This window comes from Nocardiopsis sp. iso_237 (assembly GCF_056173345.1).
On the sequence record NZ_CM149669.1, the window covers coordinates 5,533,342 to 5,552,234 of the forward strand.

The window sequence follows — 18,893 nt, forward strand, 5'->3', positions numbered from 1 at the left end:
GCCGGGGCGGAGAAGATCAACGAGACGGGGCCTCCCGAACGGATGGGCGAACGCCATCCGCTGTTGTCGACGCTACGCGGCCGAGAGCCCGTTTTCCAGGTCCCGTGCCCACCATCCGGTGAACTCCGCGTTACGGACCCGCCGTGGACAGACACGGCGCGCCCCGCGGAACGGGGGCGGGTGGGGACGAGGGTGCGGGTGTCAGGAGCCGAAGCGCCGGTTGCGCGCGCCGTAGGCACGCAGCGCGCGCAGGAAGTCCACTCTGCGGAACGCGGGCCAGAAGACCTCGCAGAAGTAGAACTCCGAGTGCACGCTCTGCCAGAGCATGAAACCCGAGAGGCGCTGCTCGCCGGAGGTCCGGATGAGCAGGTCCGGATCGGGTTGTCCGCGCGTGTAGAGATGCCGAGCGATGTCCTCGATGTCCAGGCGCTCTGCCAGCTCCTGGATACCGGTGCCCTTGGCCGCCTCCTCCTGGAGGAGGGACCGAACCGCATCAGCGATCTCACGTCTACCTCCATACCCGACGGCGACGTTGACAACCAGCCCGGGGTTGCCGGATGTGGCCTCTTCCGCCTCTTTCAGGGCACGGGCGGTGGAATCGGGCAGCACGTCGAGCGCTCCGACGGGGCGGGTGTTCCACCCCTCCTTGCGCAGTCGGGCGATGGTCTCCTCGATGATGCGCACGAGGGGACCGAGCTCGGTCTCGTCACGGGTGAGGTTGTCCGTGGACAGCATCCACAACGTGACGACCTGCACACCGATCTCGTTGCACCAGCCGAGCACCTCGAAGATCTTGTTCGCCCCGGCCTGGTGGCCTTGTTCGGCGCCCGGAAGACCGCTGCTCTTGGCCCAGCGCCGGTTGCCGTCCATGGCCACACCGACGTGCCTGGGAATCTCCTGGCTGGTCAGGCCGCGTTCGAGACGCCGCTCGTACAGCCAGTACAGGGGGTCACGGAGCCCCATTGGCGAAACCTCTCAGAGCTGGATCTTGGGACGGCGCACTCCTGTGACGGATGTGCCGACGGGGATGCCTCCAGAGTAGTTCGCCCGTGGGCGTCACGTCACGGCGAGCGATTTGCGCACGTGTTTGCGGCCCTGGTGGATGCGGGACTTCACCGTGCCCAGGGCGAGGTTCAGTTCGGAGGCGATCTCGTTGTAGTCCATCTGGCACAGGTCGCGGAGCACCAGGGGGGCGACCAGGTTGGGGCGGTCCTTCTCCAGCTGGTCCAGCGCCTCCAGCAGGTCGATCCGCGAACCGGCGATGACGCTGGTGGTGCGCGGGTCCCGCTGGTGCGGCATGCGCTCGGCCTCGGTGGGGAACTCGGCCGACCGGCGCTTCATGGAGCGGTAGGTCTGACGGGCGGAGTTGGACACCACGGTGTAGAGCCACGTGGTGAAGAGGGAGTCGCCCTTGAAGCTGTCGATCTTGCGGGCGACCCGCAGGAGCGCGTCCTGGCAGGCCTCCTCGGCGTCCTGGCGGTAGGGAAGGAACCGGGCGCAGCGGCGCAGCACCTCGGGCTGGATGCGGCGCAGGAGGTCGTCCAGGGCCACAGCGTCACCGTGCTTGGCGCGGCGCGCGAGCTCCTCCAGCTCCTCGTCGACGTTGCTGGCCACCCGACGTCGGGGGGTGGGGGTCTCCTCGTTCTCCGAGTTGTCACTACTGTGCATGGCTCATTCTCTTCCTGGCTTGCGGCAGACGTCCGATCGTCCGTACGAACGCGTACGCGCCCACTTATGAGAGGGTCACACGTCAATGGGACGTCTATGAGCCCCGCTCGGCTCCCGCCTCGCGAATCCTCATGATCTCCGCCCCGGTGCACATGGGCGCACGGAACTCGAAGGGCACCTCCAGTCTCCATGCCCCGAAGGCGTCGACGATACCCGGGGGAGGGGATCATATCCACGGAAGTCAACGTGAAGGCGCAGATGGTGTATTAGTGGGCAACGACCGCGTATTCACCCCCGACAGACCGAGGCGAAGATGAGCCAACCGGAGGCCTTCGGACGTTACCGCGTCATCAGGCGCCTGGGTTCCGGTTCCTTCGCCACAGTCTGGCTGGCGCAGGACGATCTGCTGAACTACCCGGTGGCCATCAAGGTACTCGCCGAGAACTGGGCGCACCAGATGGACATCCAGCACCGGTTCCTGGAGGAGGCGCGCATCCTGCGCCAGACCGACTCCACGTGGCTGGTGGCGGTGCACGACGTCGACGTGCTGCCCGACGGGCGCCCCTACATGGTGATGACCTACGCCGACCAGGGCAGCGTGGCCGACCTCGTACACCGGGGCCAGCTGCCCCTGGACGAGGCGCTGCGGCTGCTCACGGAGATCGGCCAGGGCATCACCGTGCTGCACGGCCACGGCACGATCCACCGGGACATCAAGCCCTCGAACGTGCTCCTCCAGTCCTCCCCCGTGGGCCAGCGGGTGCTGGTGGCCGACCTCGGCTTCGCGAAGGCGATCGACGAGGCCTCCGGCTTCACCGCCGCCGCCGGGACCCCCGGGTACATGTCCCCCGAGCAGAGCATCCCCGGCGGGGACCTGGACGTCCGCTCCGACGTGTACTCCCTGGGCGCGGTCGCCTACGAGCTCATCACCGGACGGCCGCCGTCCCGCCCGCCGGTGAAGGTCGCGCCTGGCCGGATTCGGCCAGGTTTGCCGCCGGCCCTCGACGAACTGATCCTGTCCGCGCTGTCGGTGGACCGGGAGAGCCGCCCCGCCGACGCCAAGACCTTCACCGACCGGGTCCGCGCCATCCGTATGGCGCCCAACGTGCCCGAGGACTCCTCCTGGTGGCGGCGCTACCGGATGCCCTGGCAGCGTGCGGGCGCCCTCGTCCTGGCCTGCGGCCTCCTCCTGGCGGGGGTCAGCTCCTCCCTGGGCTCGCCCGGCATGATGTTGACCACCGTGCGCAACTCCGCCCTGGAGATCCGTGTGAAGGTGCCCTCGGTGTGGGCCCGGGAGTTCCACACCGACCAGGACTCCCGCGACTCCGTCGCCGAGGCCGGCGCCGGACCGGGCCTGCTGGCCGCGACGGACGTGGACGACTGGCACTCCACCGACGTCCCCGCCTACGGGGTCTACGCGACGGTGGTCCCGGGAGCGCCGAACCTGGACTCCGTCGCGGACACCAAGCCGTGCCCCGGGCCGCCGGAGGAGCGGGCGATCAACGACGACGAATGGCAGGGCCTGGTCTGGGAGTGGCCCGAGTGCAACGGCAACGGGGCGTTCAGCTCCGTCGCCGTGCACCCGCCGGACACCCCCAGCACCGTGTACCTGGAGATCCGTCAGCCCGAGTACCGTCCCGACGTCGTGGACGAGATCGTGGAAGGCATCGAAATCCTCTGACCCGGGACCGCCGTTTCCCCTCGGCGGTGTTCCGCGTGTTCGAGGCGGAACGGCCGGACTCCCCGAACGAATAACCCCCCTGTGGCCGTGGCCTGCCGTTCGACCATTGGGAGCGCCTCGGAGAGCACCCGAAGAACGGGTGCCGTCCGGGCGGCCAATGGCGAATGAAGTTGATTTTTCAACCAAATGCGGCGAGGCCGACTAAAGGGTCAGCTGGGCCCGGAGTTCCTCCGGGGTGGTGACGGGGAGTTTGCAGACGAAGCCCTCGCAGACATAGGCGGTGGCCCGGCCTCCGACGCGCACCCGCTGTTCGAGGAGCGGAACTCCCCCGCTGTCCTCGCCGTCCCCGCGTGAGAGCACCGTGCCCAGGGGCGCCGACCGCAGCACCGTGCGCACCAGCTCCTCGGTCTCCGGGGCGCCCGGCTCGCCCACGACGGCGACCGCGCGGGGCCCGCTCAGCAGGGCCTCGCCCGCGGCCAGGCCCCAACCGGCGAAGCGCGGGGCCTTCTCCGCCAGCAGGGGAACCACGTTCAGGGCTCCCTCGGCTGCGGCCCGGTAGCGTTCCCCTCCGGTCAGGGCCGCGTACGAGAGCAGCGCGGAGGCGGCGGCGAACCGGCCCGAGGGGGTGGCGTTGTCCGTGGGGTCCTGCGGACGGCTGAACAGCCGCTCGGCGTCGTCGGCGGTGTCGTAGAACCCGCCGTCCTCGTCCCCGAAGTGGTTCAGGACGGTGTCGAGCAGGTCCCCCGCCTCCCGCACGTAGCGGGCCTCCCCTGTCACGCCGTGCAGGGCCAGCAGCCCCTCCGCGAGGTCGGCGTAGTCCTCCAGGACTCCGGCGCTGGGTCCGGGGCGGCCGTCCCGCGAGGTACGCACCAGCCGCCCGTGGACCAGGTGGGTGTCGAGGACGAGGTCGGCCGCCTCACGGGCGGCCCGGATCCAGTCGGGGCGTTCCAGGAGCGCGCCCGCCTCCGCCAGGGCGGCGATCGCCAGCCCGTTCCACGCGGCGACCACCTTGTCGTCGCGCGCGGGCGGGACCCGGTCGGCGCGGGCGCCGAGCAGGGCGGCGCGGACGCGGTCGTAGCGCTCGGGGTCGTCGGGGTCCTCACGGAGCTGGAGCACCGAGGTGCCGTGCTCGAAGGTGCCCTGCGGGGTCACGTCGAAGAGCGCGGCGGCCCAGGCCCCGTCCTCCTCCCCCAGCAGCTCGGTGAGCTGGTCGGGGGACCACACGTAGTAGGTGCCCTCCTCCCCCTCGCTGTCGGCGTCCAGGGCCGAGGCGAACCCGCCCTCGGGGGTGCGCAGGTCGCGCAGCATCCAGTCGGCGGTCTCCTGGACCACCCTGAGCATGAGCGCCCGACCGGCCGTCGCAGCGGGGTCGGAACCCACCGGACGCCGGGACAGGCGGGTGTAGGCGCGCAGCAGCAGCGCGTTGTCGTAGAGCATCTTCTCGAAGTGCGGGACCACCCACGCGCCGTCGACGGTGTAGCGGGCGAAGCCGCCGCCGATCTGGTCGTACATGCCGCCCCGGGCCATGGCCACGGCCGTGCCGCCGGCCATGAGCGCGGCGGGTGTGGGCTCGTCGGAGCTCTGGAACGGGAAGGTGCGCTCGTGCTGCGCGGTGAGGAAGGACAGCAGCATGGACGGCGGGAACTTGGGCTCGTCCCCGAAACCGCCGTTGACGACGTCGTAGTCGCGGATCAGGGCCTGCACCGCCAGGTCGAGGTCGTCGGCGGTGGGCGGCGGGGAGCTGGCCAGGCGGCGCGGGGCGCCCAGCGCCTCCACCACGCGGCGGCCCTGGTCGAGGAGGTCGGCGCGCTGGTCCCGCCAGGCGGTGCCGACGCCTTCGAGCAGGCGCTGGAAGTGGTCGCGGGGGAAGTAGGTGCCGCAGTAGAACGGTGCGCCGTCAGGGGTGGCGAACACGGTCATGGGCCAGCCGCCCTGGCCGGTCATGGCCTGGGTGGCCTCCATGTACACGGCGTCGACGTCGGGGCGTTCCTCGCGGTCGACCTTGACGTTGACGAACAGCGCGTTCATCCGGCTCGCGGTCTCGGGGTCCTCGAAGGACTCGTGGGCCATGACGTGGCACCAGTGGCAGGCCGCGTAGCCGACGGAGATGAGGAGGGGGACCCCGCGGCGGCGGGCCTCCGCGAAGGCCTCCTCACCCCAGGGCCACCACTCGACGGGGTTGTCGGCGTGCTGCAACAGGTACGGGCTGGTCGCGTCGCTCAGGCGGTTGGGCATGGTTCCACTGTGCCACTCCGGAGCCGGGACACGCGGCCCGGTCCCGCGCCCGTTCTCAGGCGGACGGGTCTCAGGCGGACAGGGTGATCTCCGTGCCCAGGCCCCGCTCGCGGGCGGCGTCGAGCAGGAGTCGGCCGACGGCGGCGTCCTCCAGGCCGATGCCCACGGAGTTGAACACGCTGACCTGCCGGTCCGAGGTGCGTCCGGGATGCCGACCGCCGACCACCCGGGCCAGTTCGAGCGAGCAGTCCTCGGCGGTGATCGCGCCCTCGGCCACCGCGTGCGCGACGTCGCCCGACTCGTGCAGGGCGGCCGGGGTGGAGTCCACCACGAGGAGCCCGGAGTCCCGGGCGGTGCCGAGGACGGCGGCGTCGACCTCGCGGTGGTCGGTCCGAGGCGGCGAGCCGACCGCGTTCAGGTGCTGCCCGGGGCGCAGCCAGGCCCCCTGTACGAGGGGTTCGCGGGACGGCGTCACCGTGCAGATGACGTCGGCGCCCTCCACGGCCTCGCGGGGGGAGGCGGCGGCGACCACCTCCAGCCCGGGGACCTCCTCGGCCACCGTGCGCCGGAGCGCCTCGACCGTGGCGCTGGAGCGGGACCACACCAGGACCCGTTCCAGGTCGCGTTCGTCGGCGAGGGCGACGACGTGCGCGGCGGCCAGCGGTCCGGCGCCGACCACGCCCAGGGTGGCCCAGCCCCGGCGGGCCAGGTGGCGGGTGGCGACGCGGGTGGTGGCGGCGGTGCGCAGGCGGGTGGGGACCGCGCCGTCCAGGATCGCGAGGGGTCCGCCGGTCTCCGCGTCCGCCAGGACCACCACCGACTGCTGGGTGGGGAGCCCCCGCTCGCGGTTGCCGGGGATGTCGCTGAGGAGCTTGCTGACGGCGAGGCCGCCGCTGCCGAGGAGTCCGACCATCGGGACGAACTGGGGGTCGGCTCCGGCCAGGCGCGCGGGTTCCGCGTGGGGCTGCGCGGCCCGGCCCTCGGCCAGGTCGGTGAAGGCGGTCTCCACGGCCTCGGCCGCCTGGCGGGGCGTGACGAGACCGGCGAGTTCGGAACGGGTGAGGATGAGCGTCATCGGTGCCTTCTCCGTGGGTCCACTTCCGTGCAATAGCGGTATACCACTAATCGGGACGCGGGGACACCCTCGGGCGGAGCCTCACGGAGCCGCGTCCCACGGAGCGGGGTCCTACCTCCGGGTACGGGTGCGGGTGACGTCCACCGGGTCGAACCGCTCCCACGTCTCGGCCACGGCCAGGGTCGGTTCGAGTCCGGCCGCGATGTGCGCGCGGTAGAGCGCGGCGGCGCCGTCGCCGTCCCCGGCCTCGATGAGTGCGAGCAGGCGGACGTGCTCCTCGCGCTGCTCGCGGGTGTCACGGTGCTTGGTGAGGTGGAAGAGCCACTGCACGCGGGAGTCCAGCGGGGCCATCATCTGCTGGAGGAGCGGGTTGCCGCAGGCGGCGACCACCGCCCGGTGGAAGCCCGCGTTGGCCGCGGCCGTGGCGGACTCGTCACCGGCCTTCAGCGCGTGCTCGGCGTCGTCGAGGAGGTCGCGCATCCAGCGCAGGTCGGCGTCGGTGCGCCGGGTGGCCGCCAGACGGGCGGCCAGCGTCTCCAGCTCCTCGCGGACCTCGAACAGCCGGACCACGTCCTCACGGGACCAGCTGGCCACCATGGCGCCCTGCCGGGGCACCAGGACCACCAGTCCCTCCGCCTCCAGCAGGCGCAGCGCCTCACGCAGCGGCACCCGTGAGACGCCGAGCTCGGCCGACGCCTCCCGCTCGGTGATCCGGTGCCCCGGGAGCAGTTCGAGGTCGATGATGCGCGACCTGAGCCGGTCGTGGACCCGGTCACGCAGGGAGGGGCTTCGGGAGGGCTCGGGCTGCATCCCCCCATCGTAGGCACTCCCCCCGTTCGGGGGACGCGCCCGCCGGGACCGCCCCCGCGGGTGCGCGGCGGGGGCGGACGCGGGGTCAGGCCCTGGTCGAGGAGTCCTCGGCGGATCCGCCGGCGGCGGCCTCCACCCCGGAGGTCGCCTCCTGACCGTCCTTCTCCGCCGTCTCCTCGGCCTCCTCGGTCTCGGCCCGGGCCGAGACGCCGCGCAGCTTGCCGACGAGGCTGCGCATCAGGAAGTACAGGCACACGCCGATCGCGAAGACCGCGAGGAAGCCCAGGACACCGGGTGTGACGGTGTCCTTGTCCAGCGCGAAGTCCTGGGCGAGCACCGTGGTGGACGCGAGAAGGGTGTTCATGTCACTCATACTCTCATTGCCTCGCGGACACCCGCGAAGAGGTCCTGTTCGGGGACCTCGGTGTCCACGAGCGAGCGGACCAGGTGGTAGTCCTCGGTCGGCCAGGCCTCGGCCACGACCTCGTTGGGCACCGCGAACCAGAAGCCGTTCGGGTCGATCTGGGTGGCGTGCGCACGCAGGGCGTCGTGCGCGATGTCGAAGTACTCGCTGCACTCGACGCGGGTGGTGATCTCCCAGCGCGGGCGCTCGCGGTCCTTGAGGCGCTCCATCCACTCCTCGAAGGGGTTGTCCAGGCCGCGCTCGGCCAGGATCTTCGCCAGGGCCTCGAACCGCTCGGGCGGGAACGAGACGAAGTAGTACAGCTTGAGCGGCTGCCAGGGGTCACCGGCGTCCGGGTAGGCGTTCGGCTCGGCCGCGGCGTCGAACGCGTGCATCGACACCTTGTGGGTCATGATGTGGTCGGGGTGCGGGTAGCCGCCGTTCTCGTCATAGGTGAGGATGACGTGGGGGCGGAAGCGGCGGATCGCGGCCACCAGGGGCTCGGCGGCCTCCTCCACCGGAAGGGTCGCGAAGCAGCCCTCGGGGAGCGGGGGCAGCGGGTCGCCCTCGGGCAGGCCGGAGTCGACGAACCCGGCGAACTCCTGCTCGACACCGAGGATCTCGCGGGCGCGGTTCATCTCCTCGCGACGTACCTCCGCGATGTTCTCGCGGATCTCGGGGCGCTCCATCGCGGGGTTGAGGATGTCACCGCGTTCGCCACCGGTGAGGGTGACGACCAGCACTTCGGCGCCCTCGCGGGCGTAGCGCGCCATGGTGGCGGCACCCTTGCTGGACTCGTCATCGGGATGGGCATGGACGGCCATAAGCCGCAGGCGCTCGGACAACGAAGGCTTCTCCTTGGCTCGGTCGACGGCCACTGCACGCGGCTGTCCGACACCACCCCGGATCACGGCGTGGACGACTCACGTGCGGGCCGCGTAGGGGGGCTGTCAGGTCGGGGATATCTTAGACAACACCGTCCCCTCGCTCGGAGATTCCCAATGTCAGCGACCCCGGAAGATGATGCCGTGAACAGTGCCGACACCGCGCCAGCGCTACGCAAGCGCCACGGCAACGGGCCCGTCTTCTTCGTCGTCGCGACGGTCTTCGCGGTGGCCGTCAGCGTCGGCTGGGGCTACTCCGTCATGAACTACACCGGGCTGAGCGGGGGCGTGTACCACCAGGTGGTGGCGGTGACCGCGCCCACCGGTGACGCGGCCCGGATCGACTTCGAGGTGAACAGCAAGAACGGGGCCGAGTGCCTGCTGCGCGCGCTGGACAGCCAGATGGTCGAGGTCGGGACCGAACGGGTCGAGGTGGAGGGCGGGAACCGAATGGTCAGCCAGACCGTTGAAACGGTTCGTCAGGCTTCCACGGTAGAAGTGGCCTCGTGCAGGGAACAAGGTTCGCAAGACTGATCCACCGAGCCTTCCCCCTGTTCGGCCCAGGTACCGGAACGGAGCCCCCGAGAACGGCGTCACCGGTGCGCGATCGCGCACGGTGATATTCTCGTGAGTTCAGCTCTGGCCGCCTGGTGGCCATTGCTACTAGTACACAAGGAGTTCCCGTGACCCAGACCCGCGATGACAACGTCACCTGGCTCACCCAGGAGGCGTATGACCGGCTCAAGGGAGAGCTGGACCACCTGTCGGGGCCCGGGCGCATCGAGATCGCGGAGAAGATCGAGGCCGCCCGTGAAGAGGGCGACCTGAAGGAGAACGGCGGCTACCACGCCGCCAAGGAGGAACAGGGCAAGATGGAGGCCCGCATCCTCCAGCTCACCGAGATCCTGCGCACGGCGAGGGTCGGCGAAGCGCCCCGCACCGAAGGCGTGGTCGGCCCCGGCATGACCGTCACCGTCAAGTTCGACGGCGACGAGGAGGAGGTCACCTTCCTGCTCGCCTCGCGTGAGGAGAGCGGCTCCCCCATCGACGTGTACTCCCCCAAGTCCCCGCTCGGTTCCGCCATCAACGGCAAGCCCGTCGGCGAGACCGTCAGCTACAACCTGCCCAACGGCAAGAGCCTCGGTGTCGAGATCATCGAGGCGGTTCCCTACAGCGGCATGTGACACGCCGCCGTACGGCCACCGGGTGGACCAGGCGCGTATGAGCAGTACGACAGGGGCGGCTCCGGCCGCCCCTGTCGTGTGTCCGCCGTGCCTCCGCTAGGGCCTGACGCACTCGGGGGCGTTCGTTCCGCCCTCCGCGAAGGCCGCCGGGACGTAGTGGCCCTCACCGATGCGGTACCAGACGTCCGAGACACCGGTGGGTCCGGTGGCCCGGTCTCCGGTGGTGCGGCAGGCCACGTCCACGTTGGCCTTGTGCGCGGCCAGGCCCACGGTGTCGAACCCCGTGCCCGGCCCCTCCCGCACGACCACCGGATCGGTGCCGGTCGCCGTGGTGATCTCGGCGCGGGCCCGGTACTCGGCGGTCCACAGGTAGTCGACCCGCACCCACCCGTTGGTGGGCAGCTGGAGCCCCTGGTGGAACGCGCCGTCCGCGAGGTCGATGCCCGCGGGGTTGCGCACCTGGCGACCGAAACCGTCGAGGCCGTTGTTGTGGTTCTCGGTGTAGGCGGCCTGCGCCTGGGGACGGCCCCGGTCCAGGTCCCGCCAGGACTCGCGGTCGTCGTTCCAGTGGTCGTCGGTGATGTTCCACGGTCCGACGTCCCACACGGGCAGGTAGGCGCAGCGGGGGACGTGGTTCTCGGTGTCGCCGCTGGCGTCGGGGCCCAGCGCGCCGGTGCTGCACACCCGGACGGTGTACTCCCCTCCGCCCCGGGTGGACAGGCCCCGCCGTGAGGGCAGCGCCGCGAACTGGTCGTCGGTGCGGACCGTGTGGCCGTTGGCGGTCTTGTTGCCGACCAGGCCGATGCGGGTGGCGAAGAGGCGTGCGGAGAACGGCCTCGGAAGGTCGCCGCCCCGTGCCTCCTCCGCTCTGCCGCCGGAGCCCTCGCCGGAGATCTCCGGCTCCCCGGTCCGGGGGTCCGGAGGAGTTCCGGTGGCCTCGACCGCGCGGACGCTGACCTCGGTGACCGAGGTCCGGTCGCCCCGCTCCCGCGACGCCGAGGCGCCCGTCGCCTCCACCCCGACCCTCAGCTGAACCTCGCTGACCGCCTCCGGCAGCGTCACCCGGCCACCGCCGGTTCCGGTCGGGTGCCACTCGGTCCACATACCGTCGGCGCGGATACCCCGCGCCTCCGTAAGGACCTCCTCGGCGTCCCCGGTGACGCGCACGGCCACGTCGAGGGTGTCGGTGGCTCCCTCCAGCTCCTGTTCGGGGAAGGTCGCCAGCCCCGCGCGCCGCTGGGCCGGGTCCAGGCGCGGGGAGGCGCCGAGCCGCTCGGTCGCCTCCCCGGTGTTCAGGCGCAGCCCCTCGGCGTCCAGGGTGAGCCCGATCCGGTCCGCCGAGGACAGGTCCTGCTCCAGCCAGGCCGACTCGGCCAGGGCGGCGCCGGGTGTCGCCAGCGGAGCCAGGAGGGCGAACGCCCCGAGGGCAACGAGGGACGTGGTCGTGCGCCGGTTGTCGGCCATCGTTCCTTCTCTCACCAAACACGCAAAGTGATGAATCTAGTCACTCTTAGTAATCACCCTGGTGTGCCCGCACTCAAGCAGGTTGGTCAGGGTGTTGGTGATCCGAGGGTAAAAGTCCGACTTGGCGGTTCTCAGGCGGCGAAGGCCAGCAGGCAGGCCGTGAAGCCGTGCACGTGGTTCACCCCGGCGACCGGGCCGATCTCCCCCGCCGCGAAGAAGCCCGCCACGGGGCCCGCCCCGAGGATGCGCCGGACCGCGAGGACGTCGTGGTCGGACTGCGGGAACAGCGCCTCGCCCCGGCCGTTGCACGAGAACAGCAGCCCCGCGCCCACGGCGTGCTCGGCGCCGAACTCCGTCAGCTTGCGGGCGAGGTCCTCGTCGGCCGTGCCGGAGTCGCGGACCTGGAAGCGGACGGTCTGGCCGACCTCCACCATCTCGTCGATGGTCAGCGCCCCGAACTCCGGGTCCACGTCGCTGAGGGTGCGGATGAGGAAGTCGCCCTGTTCGTGGTGGTCGGCGTACTCGTCCATCGCGATCCCGATGTGCAGCCCGCGCGAGGCCAGCTCGCGGTCCTCCTCGGAGAGCTCCTCCACCAGGCTCTCCAACCGCTCGTAGGCGTTGGTCCCGGCCAGCTCCAGCACGAGGTTGCCGTCGGCCTTGGTGATGGTCATGCTCGGTCCGACCGGGCGGCAGCCCTGGCTGACCACCGTGCCCAGCACCCCCTCGCCGCCGATCAGCACGCCGACGGCGCCGTTGTCGGCCACCTCGCCCTCGCAGAACAGCCGCACCGACTCCTCGCCGCGCAGCCCGTCGGCCATGCCCCCGACCAGCGGAAGGCCGCCCAGGGCCGCCGTGGTCTCGCGGACGAACGCCTGGGTGGGGAACTCGTAGGGGTTGGTGAGCAGGATTCCGGCCCGGTCGCGCGGGGACGGCTCACGCATGCCCACCACCGCCAGCTGGTCGCCCTCCACGACGGTGTCGAGCCGGAAGGGGGTCAGTTCGACCCCGGGCAGGCGGGCGCACCACACGCTGACCGCGCCCTGGCCCTCCACGCCCCGGCCGCCGCCGACCACGCCGGTGGCGCTGCACCCCAGGGTGAGCGCGTCGCCGGTCAGCTCCATGACCCGCCTGCCGGCGAGCGTGACCTCGTCCGGGTCCGCCCCGCTGACGAAGAAGCAGACCAGGTCGGCCGGGCCGTCCATCTGCTCCAGGGCCTGAAGCGCGGCGCGCTCGGCCGCGTTCACGAGGTCGGCCCCCGTCGTCAGTGCATCGCCGAACCTAGCCACCAGCTGCCACCCCCGCCTTCACCGGTCGTGCGGACCGGTCCCTGGGAACCTTGCCGTCTCATTCTTCCATCCGGACTCCCAACAGGAGCTTTCCTCCTGGTGGCCGCTCAAACGCCCCGGCCCCGGCGTGTGTGCCCCGGATCTTCCCCCCTTACGGGGCGGGCGGTACCGGCCGGGCACGCCCTACACTCCCCTTGTGACCCATGCCGCACAAGCTCCGAGCGGGCTCCCGCGCACCCGTGCCGCGCTGCGCGAGTCCGGCCACGTCCTCCGCACGACCACGGCGGAGGTGCGTGAGAACCTGCTGGCCCGGATGGCCTCGGGCCGCCCCCGCTTCCCCGGGGTGCACGGATTCGACGACTCCGTGCTGCCCCAGCTGGAACGGGCGCTGATCGCCGGGCACGACGTCGTCCTGCTGGGTGAGCGCGGCCAGGGCAAGACCAGGCTGATCCGCACCGTCGCGGGGCTTCTCGACGAGTGGAGTCCCGTGGTGGAGGGGTGTCCGGTCAACGACCACCCCTTCGCCCCGGTCTGCCCCGCCTGCCTGCGCCGGAGCGCGGCCGAGGGCGACGGCCTCCCCGTGGCCTGGCGGCACCGCGACGCCCGGTACGGCGAGAAGCTGGCCACGCCCGACACCGGCACCGCGGAACTGATCGGTGACGTGGACCCGGCCCGGCTGGCCGAGGGGCGCTCCCTCGGTGACCCCGAGACGATCCACTACGGCCTGCTGCCCCGCGCCAACCGCGGCGTGTTCTGCGTGAACGAACTCCCCGACCTGCCCGCGCGCGCCCAGGTGGCCCTCTTCAACGTGCTGGAGGAACGCGACCTCCAGGTGCGCGGCCACACCCTGCGCCTCCCCCTGGACCTGCTGCTGGTGGCCAGCGCCAACCCCGAGGACTACACGAGCCGGGGCCGCATCGTCACCCCGCTCAAGGACCGGTTCGGTGCCCAGGTGCGCACGCACTACCCGCCCGGCCTCGACGACGAACTGGCCCTGATCCGGCAGGAGGCGGCCCTGCCCCCGGGCACGACCGTCCCGTCGCACCTGTTGGAGAGCGTGGCCCGCTTCACCAGGCTGGTACGCGCCTCCAACCGGGTGGACCAGCGTTCGGGGGTGTCCGTGCGTTTCTCGGTGGCCGCCGCCGAGACACTGGCCGCCTCGGCGCTGCGAAGGGCCGCCCTGACCGGGGAGGAGGTGCCGGTGGCCCGGGTCTGCGACCTGTCCGGGGTGGCCGAGCCGCTCCTGGGCAAGGTGGAGTTCGAGACCGGCGCGGAGGGCCGCGAGGCGTCGGTCCTGGAGACCCTGTTGCGCCGGGCGGTGGCCGAGACCTTTCGCGCCCGACTGGGTGAGGCGGACCTGGAACCGCTCAGCGACCGGTTCACGGGCGGCGGGACGGTGGAGAGCGGCGACCTCGTGGGCGCCGCCGAGCTGCTGCGCCGGGTGGGTACCGTGCCCGGGCTGTCCGACCTCCTGGAGCGGGCCGCCCCCGAGTCGGTCGACGGTCCGCCCACGCCGGGGCTGGCCGCCGCCGTGGTCGAGTTCGCGCTGGAGGGGCTCTACCTGGAACGGCGGCTGTCCAAGGACACCGTGCCCGACGGAGGTGTGTACCGCTTCTGATGAGGTTCAGGTACCGGGAGTACATGGGTGGCCCCGACCCCCTGGCCGAGCCCGATCCGCCCCCTGAGGAGGCGGTGCGGGCCGCCGAGAGCCTGCTGGAGATGATCGCCGGGGAGCGCTCCGAGGAGGACGCCCCGCAGGAGGCGCTCACCGCCGCCGAGGAGGCGCTGACCCGCTATACCGAGGGCGACCGCGACGCCCTGGCCGGATGGGACACCGGGGCTCTGCGGGGCTTCCTGGGCGCCGCCGCGTCCGGGCTCCTGGAACGCCTGGACGCCGCCGACCACGGGCTGACCCCGCGCGAACTCCGCAGGCTGGGCGAGGTGGCGCTGGGCGAGATCGAGTCGGCGCGGCGCGGTGCGCCCGGGAGCCACCGGGGCGGCGACGGCGCGGGCGGCGAACCCACCGGTGCCGCGCTCGCCCACGACGGCCGCGACCGTGCCCTGGACGCCGTCGCGACCCTGCGTGAGGCCATGCTCCGCCGCGCCGCCGAGGGTGTGTCCGCCGCTCCCCTGCGGGCGGAGGACGTCCGGTACGCGGAGACCGAACCGGCGGGGGCAGCCGCCGTGTGCCTGTTGGTGGACCTGTCCCACTCGATGACCGCCCGCGGCCTGCACGAGGCCGCCACCCGCACCGCGCTGGCCCTGCACACCCTGGTGCGCACCCGGTACCCCGAGGACCGCGTCCTGCTGGTCGGGTTCGGTGACCGCGCCCGCGAGATGACCCCCGCCGAACTCGTGGAGTACGACTGGCGGCGCGTCCCCGGCACCAACCTCCAGCACGCGCTGCACCTGGCCCGGCGGCACCTGCGCCGCCACCGGGGGCTGAGCCCCCTGGTCCTGGTGGTCACCGACGGAGAGCCCACCGCGCACCTGGGCGAGGACGGGGACGCCCGGTTCGCCTGGCCGCCCGCACCGCGCACGGTGGAGCTCACGGCGGCCGAGCTCGACGTCGCGCTGGCCGAGGGCGCCGGGATCACGTTCTTCCTGCTCGCGGACGACCCCCGGCTGCGGGAGTTCCGGGGGCTGCTCGAACGCCGCCGGGGCGTGGGTGTGGTGGGCGCGGACGCGGAGGCCCTGGGGCCGATGGTGATCGACCGGTACCTGCGGCGCCGCCCCTGAGCCGGGTCGGTGCCCGAGGACGGGTCAGTGCCCGAAGACGGGTCAGTGCTCGAAGACGCTGACGTCGGAGTCCATGACCGGCAGGTCGTCCGGGGCGTCGCCGCCCGCGTACAGGAGCTGGTGGCGGTTGGCGGGCATGAGCGTCTGGGTATAGCGCAGCGGGCGCTGGCCCTCGTAGGTCACCCGTTCCTGGACCAGCAGGGGGAGGCCGGGCCCCAGGCCGAAGGCGTCCGCCTCGTCCTGGGAGGGCATCCGCGCGCCCACGACGTCCCAGTTCCAGTTCTCGTGGAAGCCGAGCTCCCGCATGACCGAGCCGATGCCGTTCTCCAGGTACTCGGGCGACATCAGCGGGGTGTTGTTGGCGATCCCGAACGGGAAGTAGGTGACGTGGGACTGCCACAGGCCGCCGTCCACGTAGTACTCCGAGGAGCGGATCACGACCAGTCCGCCCCCGGCAGCCTGGCCGTCGACCGCGTCGACCAGCCGCTTGGCCACCTTCGGCCGCATGGTGTCCAGGCTGACCTTGACCTTCTCGTCGATGTTGCTGTATCCGGCCTGCCGTAGCCGGTCGTGGTAGCCGAGGTCGAACCGGGCGGGGTCGTCGGATCCGTCCGGGGTGGCCTTGTGCATGACCGGGTGGTGGTCCGAGACGAAGGCGCCCCGGCCGACGCGGATGGAGACGCGGCCCTCGTCCTGGAGGATGCGCATCCCCAGGCGCGCGGTGGCACGGGAGACGTCGAGCTCGTCCGCGAGCTCCTCCTCACCGGGGAGCCGGTCGCCCGGACGGTAGTCGCCCCTGGACAGGGCCTCGCGCAGGTAGTCGGCGACCACGGTCTTCTTCGTCGCGCTCATTGGCTGGATCAGTCCCGGTAGTAGGCCTGGAGGTTGCCGTGCTCGAACTGGTAGCGGATGCTGTGCCCCGCGTGGACAGTGTGCACCATCCGCAGGGGGCGGTCGTCGGAGTAGTCGGTGCGGTGGACGTTGAGGACCGGGACCCCGGGCGGGAGTTCGAGCTCCGAGGCCTCCTGGGGGGTGGGCATGCGCGTCTCCAGCTCGTCCACGTACCCGACCTGCCGGTGTCCGTGCTCCAGGAGGACGGACAGGGCGCTCTCGACGTTCTCGGGGATCATGAGTGAGGTGCCCTGGACCAAGTCCACCGGGTAGTACGCGGAGCTGATCGACCCCGAGCGCTCACCGGAGAAGCGGTGCATGCGCCGGACCACCGTCATCTCGCCCTCCGGGACGCGGAGTCGGCTGGCGATGTCGGGGGTGGCGCTGAGCAGCTGGAGCTCCTCCAGGGTCAGACCGCTCATGTTGAACTCGTTGAGCCCGTCGGGGCCGCCCGCCTTGCGGGTGGCGTAGAAGATCTCGGGGACCACGTCCTGCACGAAGTGCCCGCGTCCGGGCCTGCTGACGATGAGCCCCTGGTTGCGCAGCATGCCCAGGGCGAGGCGGATCGTGTTGCGGGAGGCCTCGAAGCGCTCCTCCAGCTGCTTCTCCGAGGGGAGTTGCCCGCCCAGGGGCAGGCTCCCGTCCTGGATCTCCCGCCGCAGGACACGGGCGATCTGTCGATATCTGCTCTCTGCCCGCATAAGTCCGCCCTAGGAGGGGTAAAAGACCAACAACACAGCTTGTACCAACAAGCTAGGTGCTACGCCAGCAGAACAGGTCCCACTGGTTTTCCTGAACCCATCCTAGAGGAAGGTGACCCTCAGTACAGGGCGCCCCGGCCCCGAATCGGAGATCCCCCGCATGCGCAGCCCCCTCCAGGACCACCCGCCCCATACCGCCAGAGGAACCCGCGACCGATGAACCCCAGCCCTACTCTCCCCCGGTGCACCAGGGGGCCGACCAGGAACTGACGACCACCGACACAGAGGACAACTTCCCCATGCAGATCGCCTTCGCCCTCCTCATCCTCGCCGGACTCCTCCTTCTGGGACTCGCCACGGGGTTCCTTCTCGCCGTGTCCATCGGCATCCGGCGCCAGGACCGCAACGGCACCTACCGTTCCCTGCGCCAGGACGGCAACCACAGCGCGCTCTCCCGTTCGAGCCGGGCCGTCGTCGGCCTGCGCTTCCGGGACGACCGGCGCGAGCTTCCGGACAGCGGCCGTACCCCCACCGCCGTCTGACCGGACCCACGTCCGAGGAGCACCACCGAGGCACAGGCCGCGACGGGCCCGGCACACGGCCGGGGGACCCGCGCGGCTCGACGCGGGCACCCCGAACCGGGAGATCAGCCCTCCAGGGCCTGCGCCAGGTCCGCCACGAGGTCGTCACCGGACTCGATGCCCACGGAGATCCGGACCAGGTCGGCCGGCACCTCCAACGGGGAACCAGCGGTGGACGCGTGCGTCATCCGCCCCGGGTGCTCGATGAGGGACTCCACCCCGCCCAGCGACTCACCCAGGGTGAACACCCGGGTCCGCTCGCACAGCTCCAGGGCGGCCTTCTCCCCGTCACGCAGCGCGAAGGAGACCATGCCACCGAACGAACGCATCTGCCGCTCGGCGATCTTGTGCCCCGGGTGGCTGTCCAGGCCCGGGTAGTAGACCCTGCGCACCGCCGGGTGGCCCTCCAGGGCCGCCACCACGCGCTCGGCGTTCTCGCTGTGGCGGTCCATCCGCACGCCCAGCGTCTTGACCCCGCGCAGGGTCAGCCAGGAGTCGAACGGGCCGGGGATGGCGCCCATGGTGTTCTGGTGGAAGGCCAGCCGCTCGCCCAGCTCCGCGTCGGCCACGACCAGCGCGCCGCCGACGACGTCGGAGTGCCCGCCGATGTACTTGGTCGTGGAGTGCACGACCACGTCGGCGCCCAGGGTGAGGGGGCGCTGGAGGTAGGGGGAGGCGAAGGTGTTGTCCACGACGTGCAGCGCGCCGGCGTCGTGGGCGACCTGCGCGACCGACTCGATGTCGGTGATGCCCAGCAGCGGGTTGGTGGGCGTCTCCGTCCACACCACCTTGGTGTTGGGGCGCATGGCGGCGCGGACCGCCTCCACGTCGGTCTGGTCGACGGCGTCCCAGCTGACGCCCCAGCGCTCGACCACCTTGGAGATGAGCCGGAACGTGCCGCCGTAGGCGTCACCGGGGATGATGACGTGGTCGCCCGGGGAGAGGACCGCGCGCAGCAGGGTGTCCTCGGCCGCCATACCGGAGGCGAAGGCGAGGCCGCGCGCCCCGGACTCCAGGGCCGCCAGGCACTCCTCCAGCGCGGTGCGCGTGGGGTTCTTGGTGCGGGAGTACTCGTACCCCTGTCGCATCCCGCCGACGCCGTCCTGGGCGTAGGTACTCGTCTGGTAGATCGGCACAACCACGGCGCCGGTACCGGCGTCCGGCTCCTGCCCCGCGTGGATGGCCAGCGTTTCAAAACCGTCGAACTTCATGGGTCCAGCCTAGTGCCCCGAACCCCGCCGGAACCCTTTGTCAACAGGCATATCTCAGGATGTGGTCACCCTCTTCCCGG

18 protein-coding genes are annotated in these 18,893 nt (G+C 71.6%); 6 read left to right on the forward strand and 12 right to left on the reverse strand.

Going from position 1 to position 18,893, the window contains the following annotated elements; all coding sequences use genetic code 11:
• Positions 1-201: 201 nt before the first annotated feature.
• Positions 202-963: an isoprenyl transferase gene (locus AC0VYM_RS24855; RefSeq protein ID WP_475456092.1), complete on the reverse strand. Its 762-nt coding sequence runs from the start codon at positions 961-963 to the stop codon at positions 202-204.
• A gap of 93 nt (positions 964-1,056) precedes the next feature.
• On the reverse strand, positions 1,057-1,668 hold the full coding sequence (locus AC0VYM_RS24860; RefSeq protein ID WP_378745480.1) for an RNA polymerase sigma factor: 612 nt from the start codon (positions 1,666-1,668) through the stop codon (positions 1,057-1,059).
• A gap of 313 nt (positions 1,669-1,981) precedes the next feature.
• Here AC0VYM_RS24860 and AC0VYM_RS24865 point away from each other — a divergent pair, with 313 nt between their 5' ends.
• Entirely contained in the window at positions 1,982-3,349 is a 1,368-nt protein-coding gene (locus tag AC0VYM_RS24865) for a serine/threonine-protein kinase (protein ID WP_475456094.1), read from the forward strand.
• Between the two features lie 201 nt (positions 3,350-3,550).
• Here AC0VYM_RS24865 and AC0VYM_RS24870 read toward each other — a convergent pair whose 3' ends face one another.
• The 5 genes from AC0VYM_RS24870 to mca all read right to left on the reverse strand — a co-directional run bounded on the left by AC0VYM_RS24870 (position 3,551) and on the right by mca (position 8,717).
• Entirely contained in the window at positions 3,551-5,584 is a 2,034-nt protein-coding gene (locus tag AC0VYM_RS24870; protein WP_475456096.1) for a thioredoxin domain-containing protein, read from the reverse strand.
• 70 nt (positions 5,585-5,654) lie between these two features.
• Positions 5,655-6,659, reverse strand: coding sequence for an ornithine cyclodeaminase family protein (locus AC0VYM_RS24875; protein WP_475456098.1), 1,005 nt, complete (start codon positions 6,657-6,659; stop codon positions 5,655-5,657).
• A gap of 111 nt (positions 6,660-6,770) precedes the next feature.
• Positions 6,771-7,469 (reverse strand): GntR family transcriptional regulator, encoded by a 699-nt coding sequence (locus AC0VYM_RS24880; RefSeq protein ID WP_475456100.1) that lies wholly within the window; start codon positions 7,467-7,469, stop codon positions 6,771-6,773.
• 85 nt (positions 7,470-7,554) lie between these two features.
• Positions 7,555-7,833, reverse strand: a complete 279-nt coding sequence (locus AC0VYM_RS24885) for a hypothetical protein (protein WP_475456102.1) — start codon at positions 7,831-7,833, stop codon at positions 7,555-7,557.
• 5 nt (positions 7,834-7,838) lie between these two features.
• Positions 7,839-8,717: a mycothiol conjugate amidase Mca gene (gene mca / locus AC0VYM_RS24890; RefSeq protein WP_475456104.1), complete on the reverse strand. Its 879-nt coding sequence runs from the start codon at positions 8,715-8,717 to the stop codon at positions 7,839-7,841.
• A gap of 156 nt (positions 8,718-8,873) precedes the next feature.
• On the opposite strand from mca, the gene AC0VYM_RS24895 reads away from it, so the two are divergent.
• Positions 8,874-9,290: a DUF4307 domain-containing protein gene (locus AC0VYM_RS24895; RefSeq protein WP_475456106.1), complete on the forward strand. Its 417-nt coding sequence runs from the start codon at positions 8,874-8,876 to the stop codon at positions 9,288-9,290.
• A gap of 149 nt (positions 9,291-9,439) precedes the next feature.
• Positions 9,440-9,940: a transcription elongation factor GreA gene (gene greA, locus AC0VYM_RS24900; protein WP_378745420.1), complete on the forward strand. Its 501-nt coding sequence runs from the start codon at positions 9,440-9,442 to the stop codon at positions 9,938-9,940.
• Positions 9,941-10,036: 96 nt separating this feature from the next.
• On the opposite strand, the gene AC0VYM_RS24905 is transcribed toward greA, so the two are convergent.
• Together AC0VYM_RS24905 and AC0VYM_RS24910 are read right to left on the reverse strand one after the other, a co-directional pair.
• On the reverse strand, positions 10,037-11,404 hold the full coding sequence (locus tag AC0VYM_RS24905; RefSeq protein ID WP_475456108.1) for an SH3 domain-containing protein: 1,368 nt from the start codon (positions 11,402-11,404) through the stop codon (positions 10,037-10,039).
• Between the two features lie 131 nt (positions 11,405-11,535).
• The gene (locus AC0VYM_RS24910; protein ID WP_475456110.1) at positions 11,536-12,690 is read right to left on the reverse strand and encodes an FIST signal transduction protein; all 1,155 of its coding nucleotides are present in this window, start codon (positions 12,688-12,690) and stop codon (positions 11,536-11,538) included.
• A 196-nt stretch (positions 12,691-12,886) separates the two neighbouring features.
• Between AC0VYM_RS24910 and AC0VYM_RS24915 the strand changes: the two genes are divergently transcribed.
• Positions 12,887-14,308 carry a sigma 54-interacting transcriptional regulator gene (locus tag AC0VYM_RS24915; RefSeq protein ID WP_475456112.1) on the forward strand — a complete coding sequence of 474 codons (1,422 nt, stop codon included), beginning with the start codon at positions 12,887-12,889 and terminating at the stop codon, positions 14,306-14,308.
• Entirely contained in the window at positions 14,308-15,429 is a 1,122-nt protein-coding gene (locus AC0VYM_RS24920; RefSeq protein ID WP_475456114.1) for a VWA domain-containing protein, read from the forward strand. Before AC0VYM_RS24915 ends, AC0VYM_RS24920 begins: the two co-directional genes overlap by 1 nt.
• A gap of 42 nt (positions 15,430-15,471) precedes the next feature.
• On the opposite strand, the gene AC0VYM_RS24925 is transcribed toward AC0VYM_RS24920, so the two are convergent.
• On the reverse strand, positions 15,472-16,281 hold the full coding sequence (locus AC0VYM_RS24925) for a GntR family transcriptional regulator (RefSeq protein WP_475456116.1): 810 nt from the start codon (positions 16,279-16,281) through the stop codon (positions 15,472-15,474).
• Between the two features lie 8 nt (positions 16,282-16,289).
• Positions 16,290-17,021, reverse strand: a complete 732-nt coding sequence (locus AC0VYM_RS24930; protein ID WP_475456118.1) for a GntR family transcriptional regulator — start codon at positions 17,019-17,021, stop codon at positions 16,290-16,292.
• Positions 17,022-17,320: 299 nt separating this feature from the next.
• On the opposite strand from AC0VYM_RS24930, the gene AC0VYM_RS24935 reads away from it, so the two are divergent.
• Positions 17,321-17,563, forward strand: coding sequence for a hypothetical protein (locus AC0VYM_RS24935; RefSeq protein ID WP_475463217.1), 243 nt, complete (start codon positions 17,321-17,323; stop codon positions 17,561-17,563).
• Positions 17,564-17,667: 104 nt separating this feature from the next.
• Here AC0VYM_RS24935 and AC0VYM_RS24940 read toward each other — a convergent pair whose 3' ends face one another.
• Positions 17,668-18,813, reverse strand: coding sequence for a cystathionine gamma-synthase (locus AC0VYM_RS24940; RefSeq protein WP_475456120.1), 1,146 nt, complete (start codon positions 18,811-18,813; stop codon positions 17,668-17,670).
• Positions 18,814-18,893: the final 80 nt, after the last annotated feature.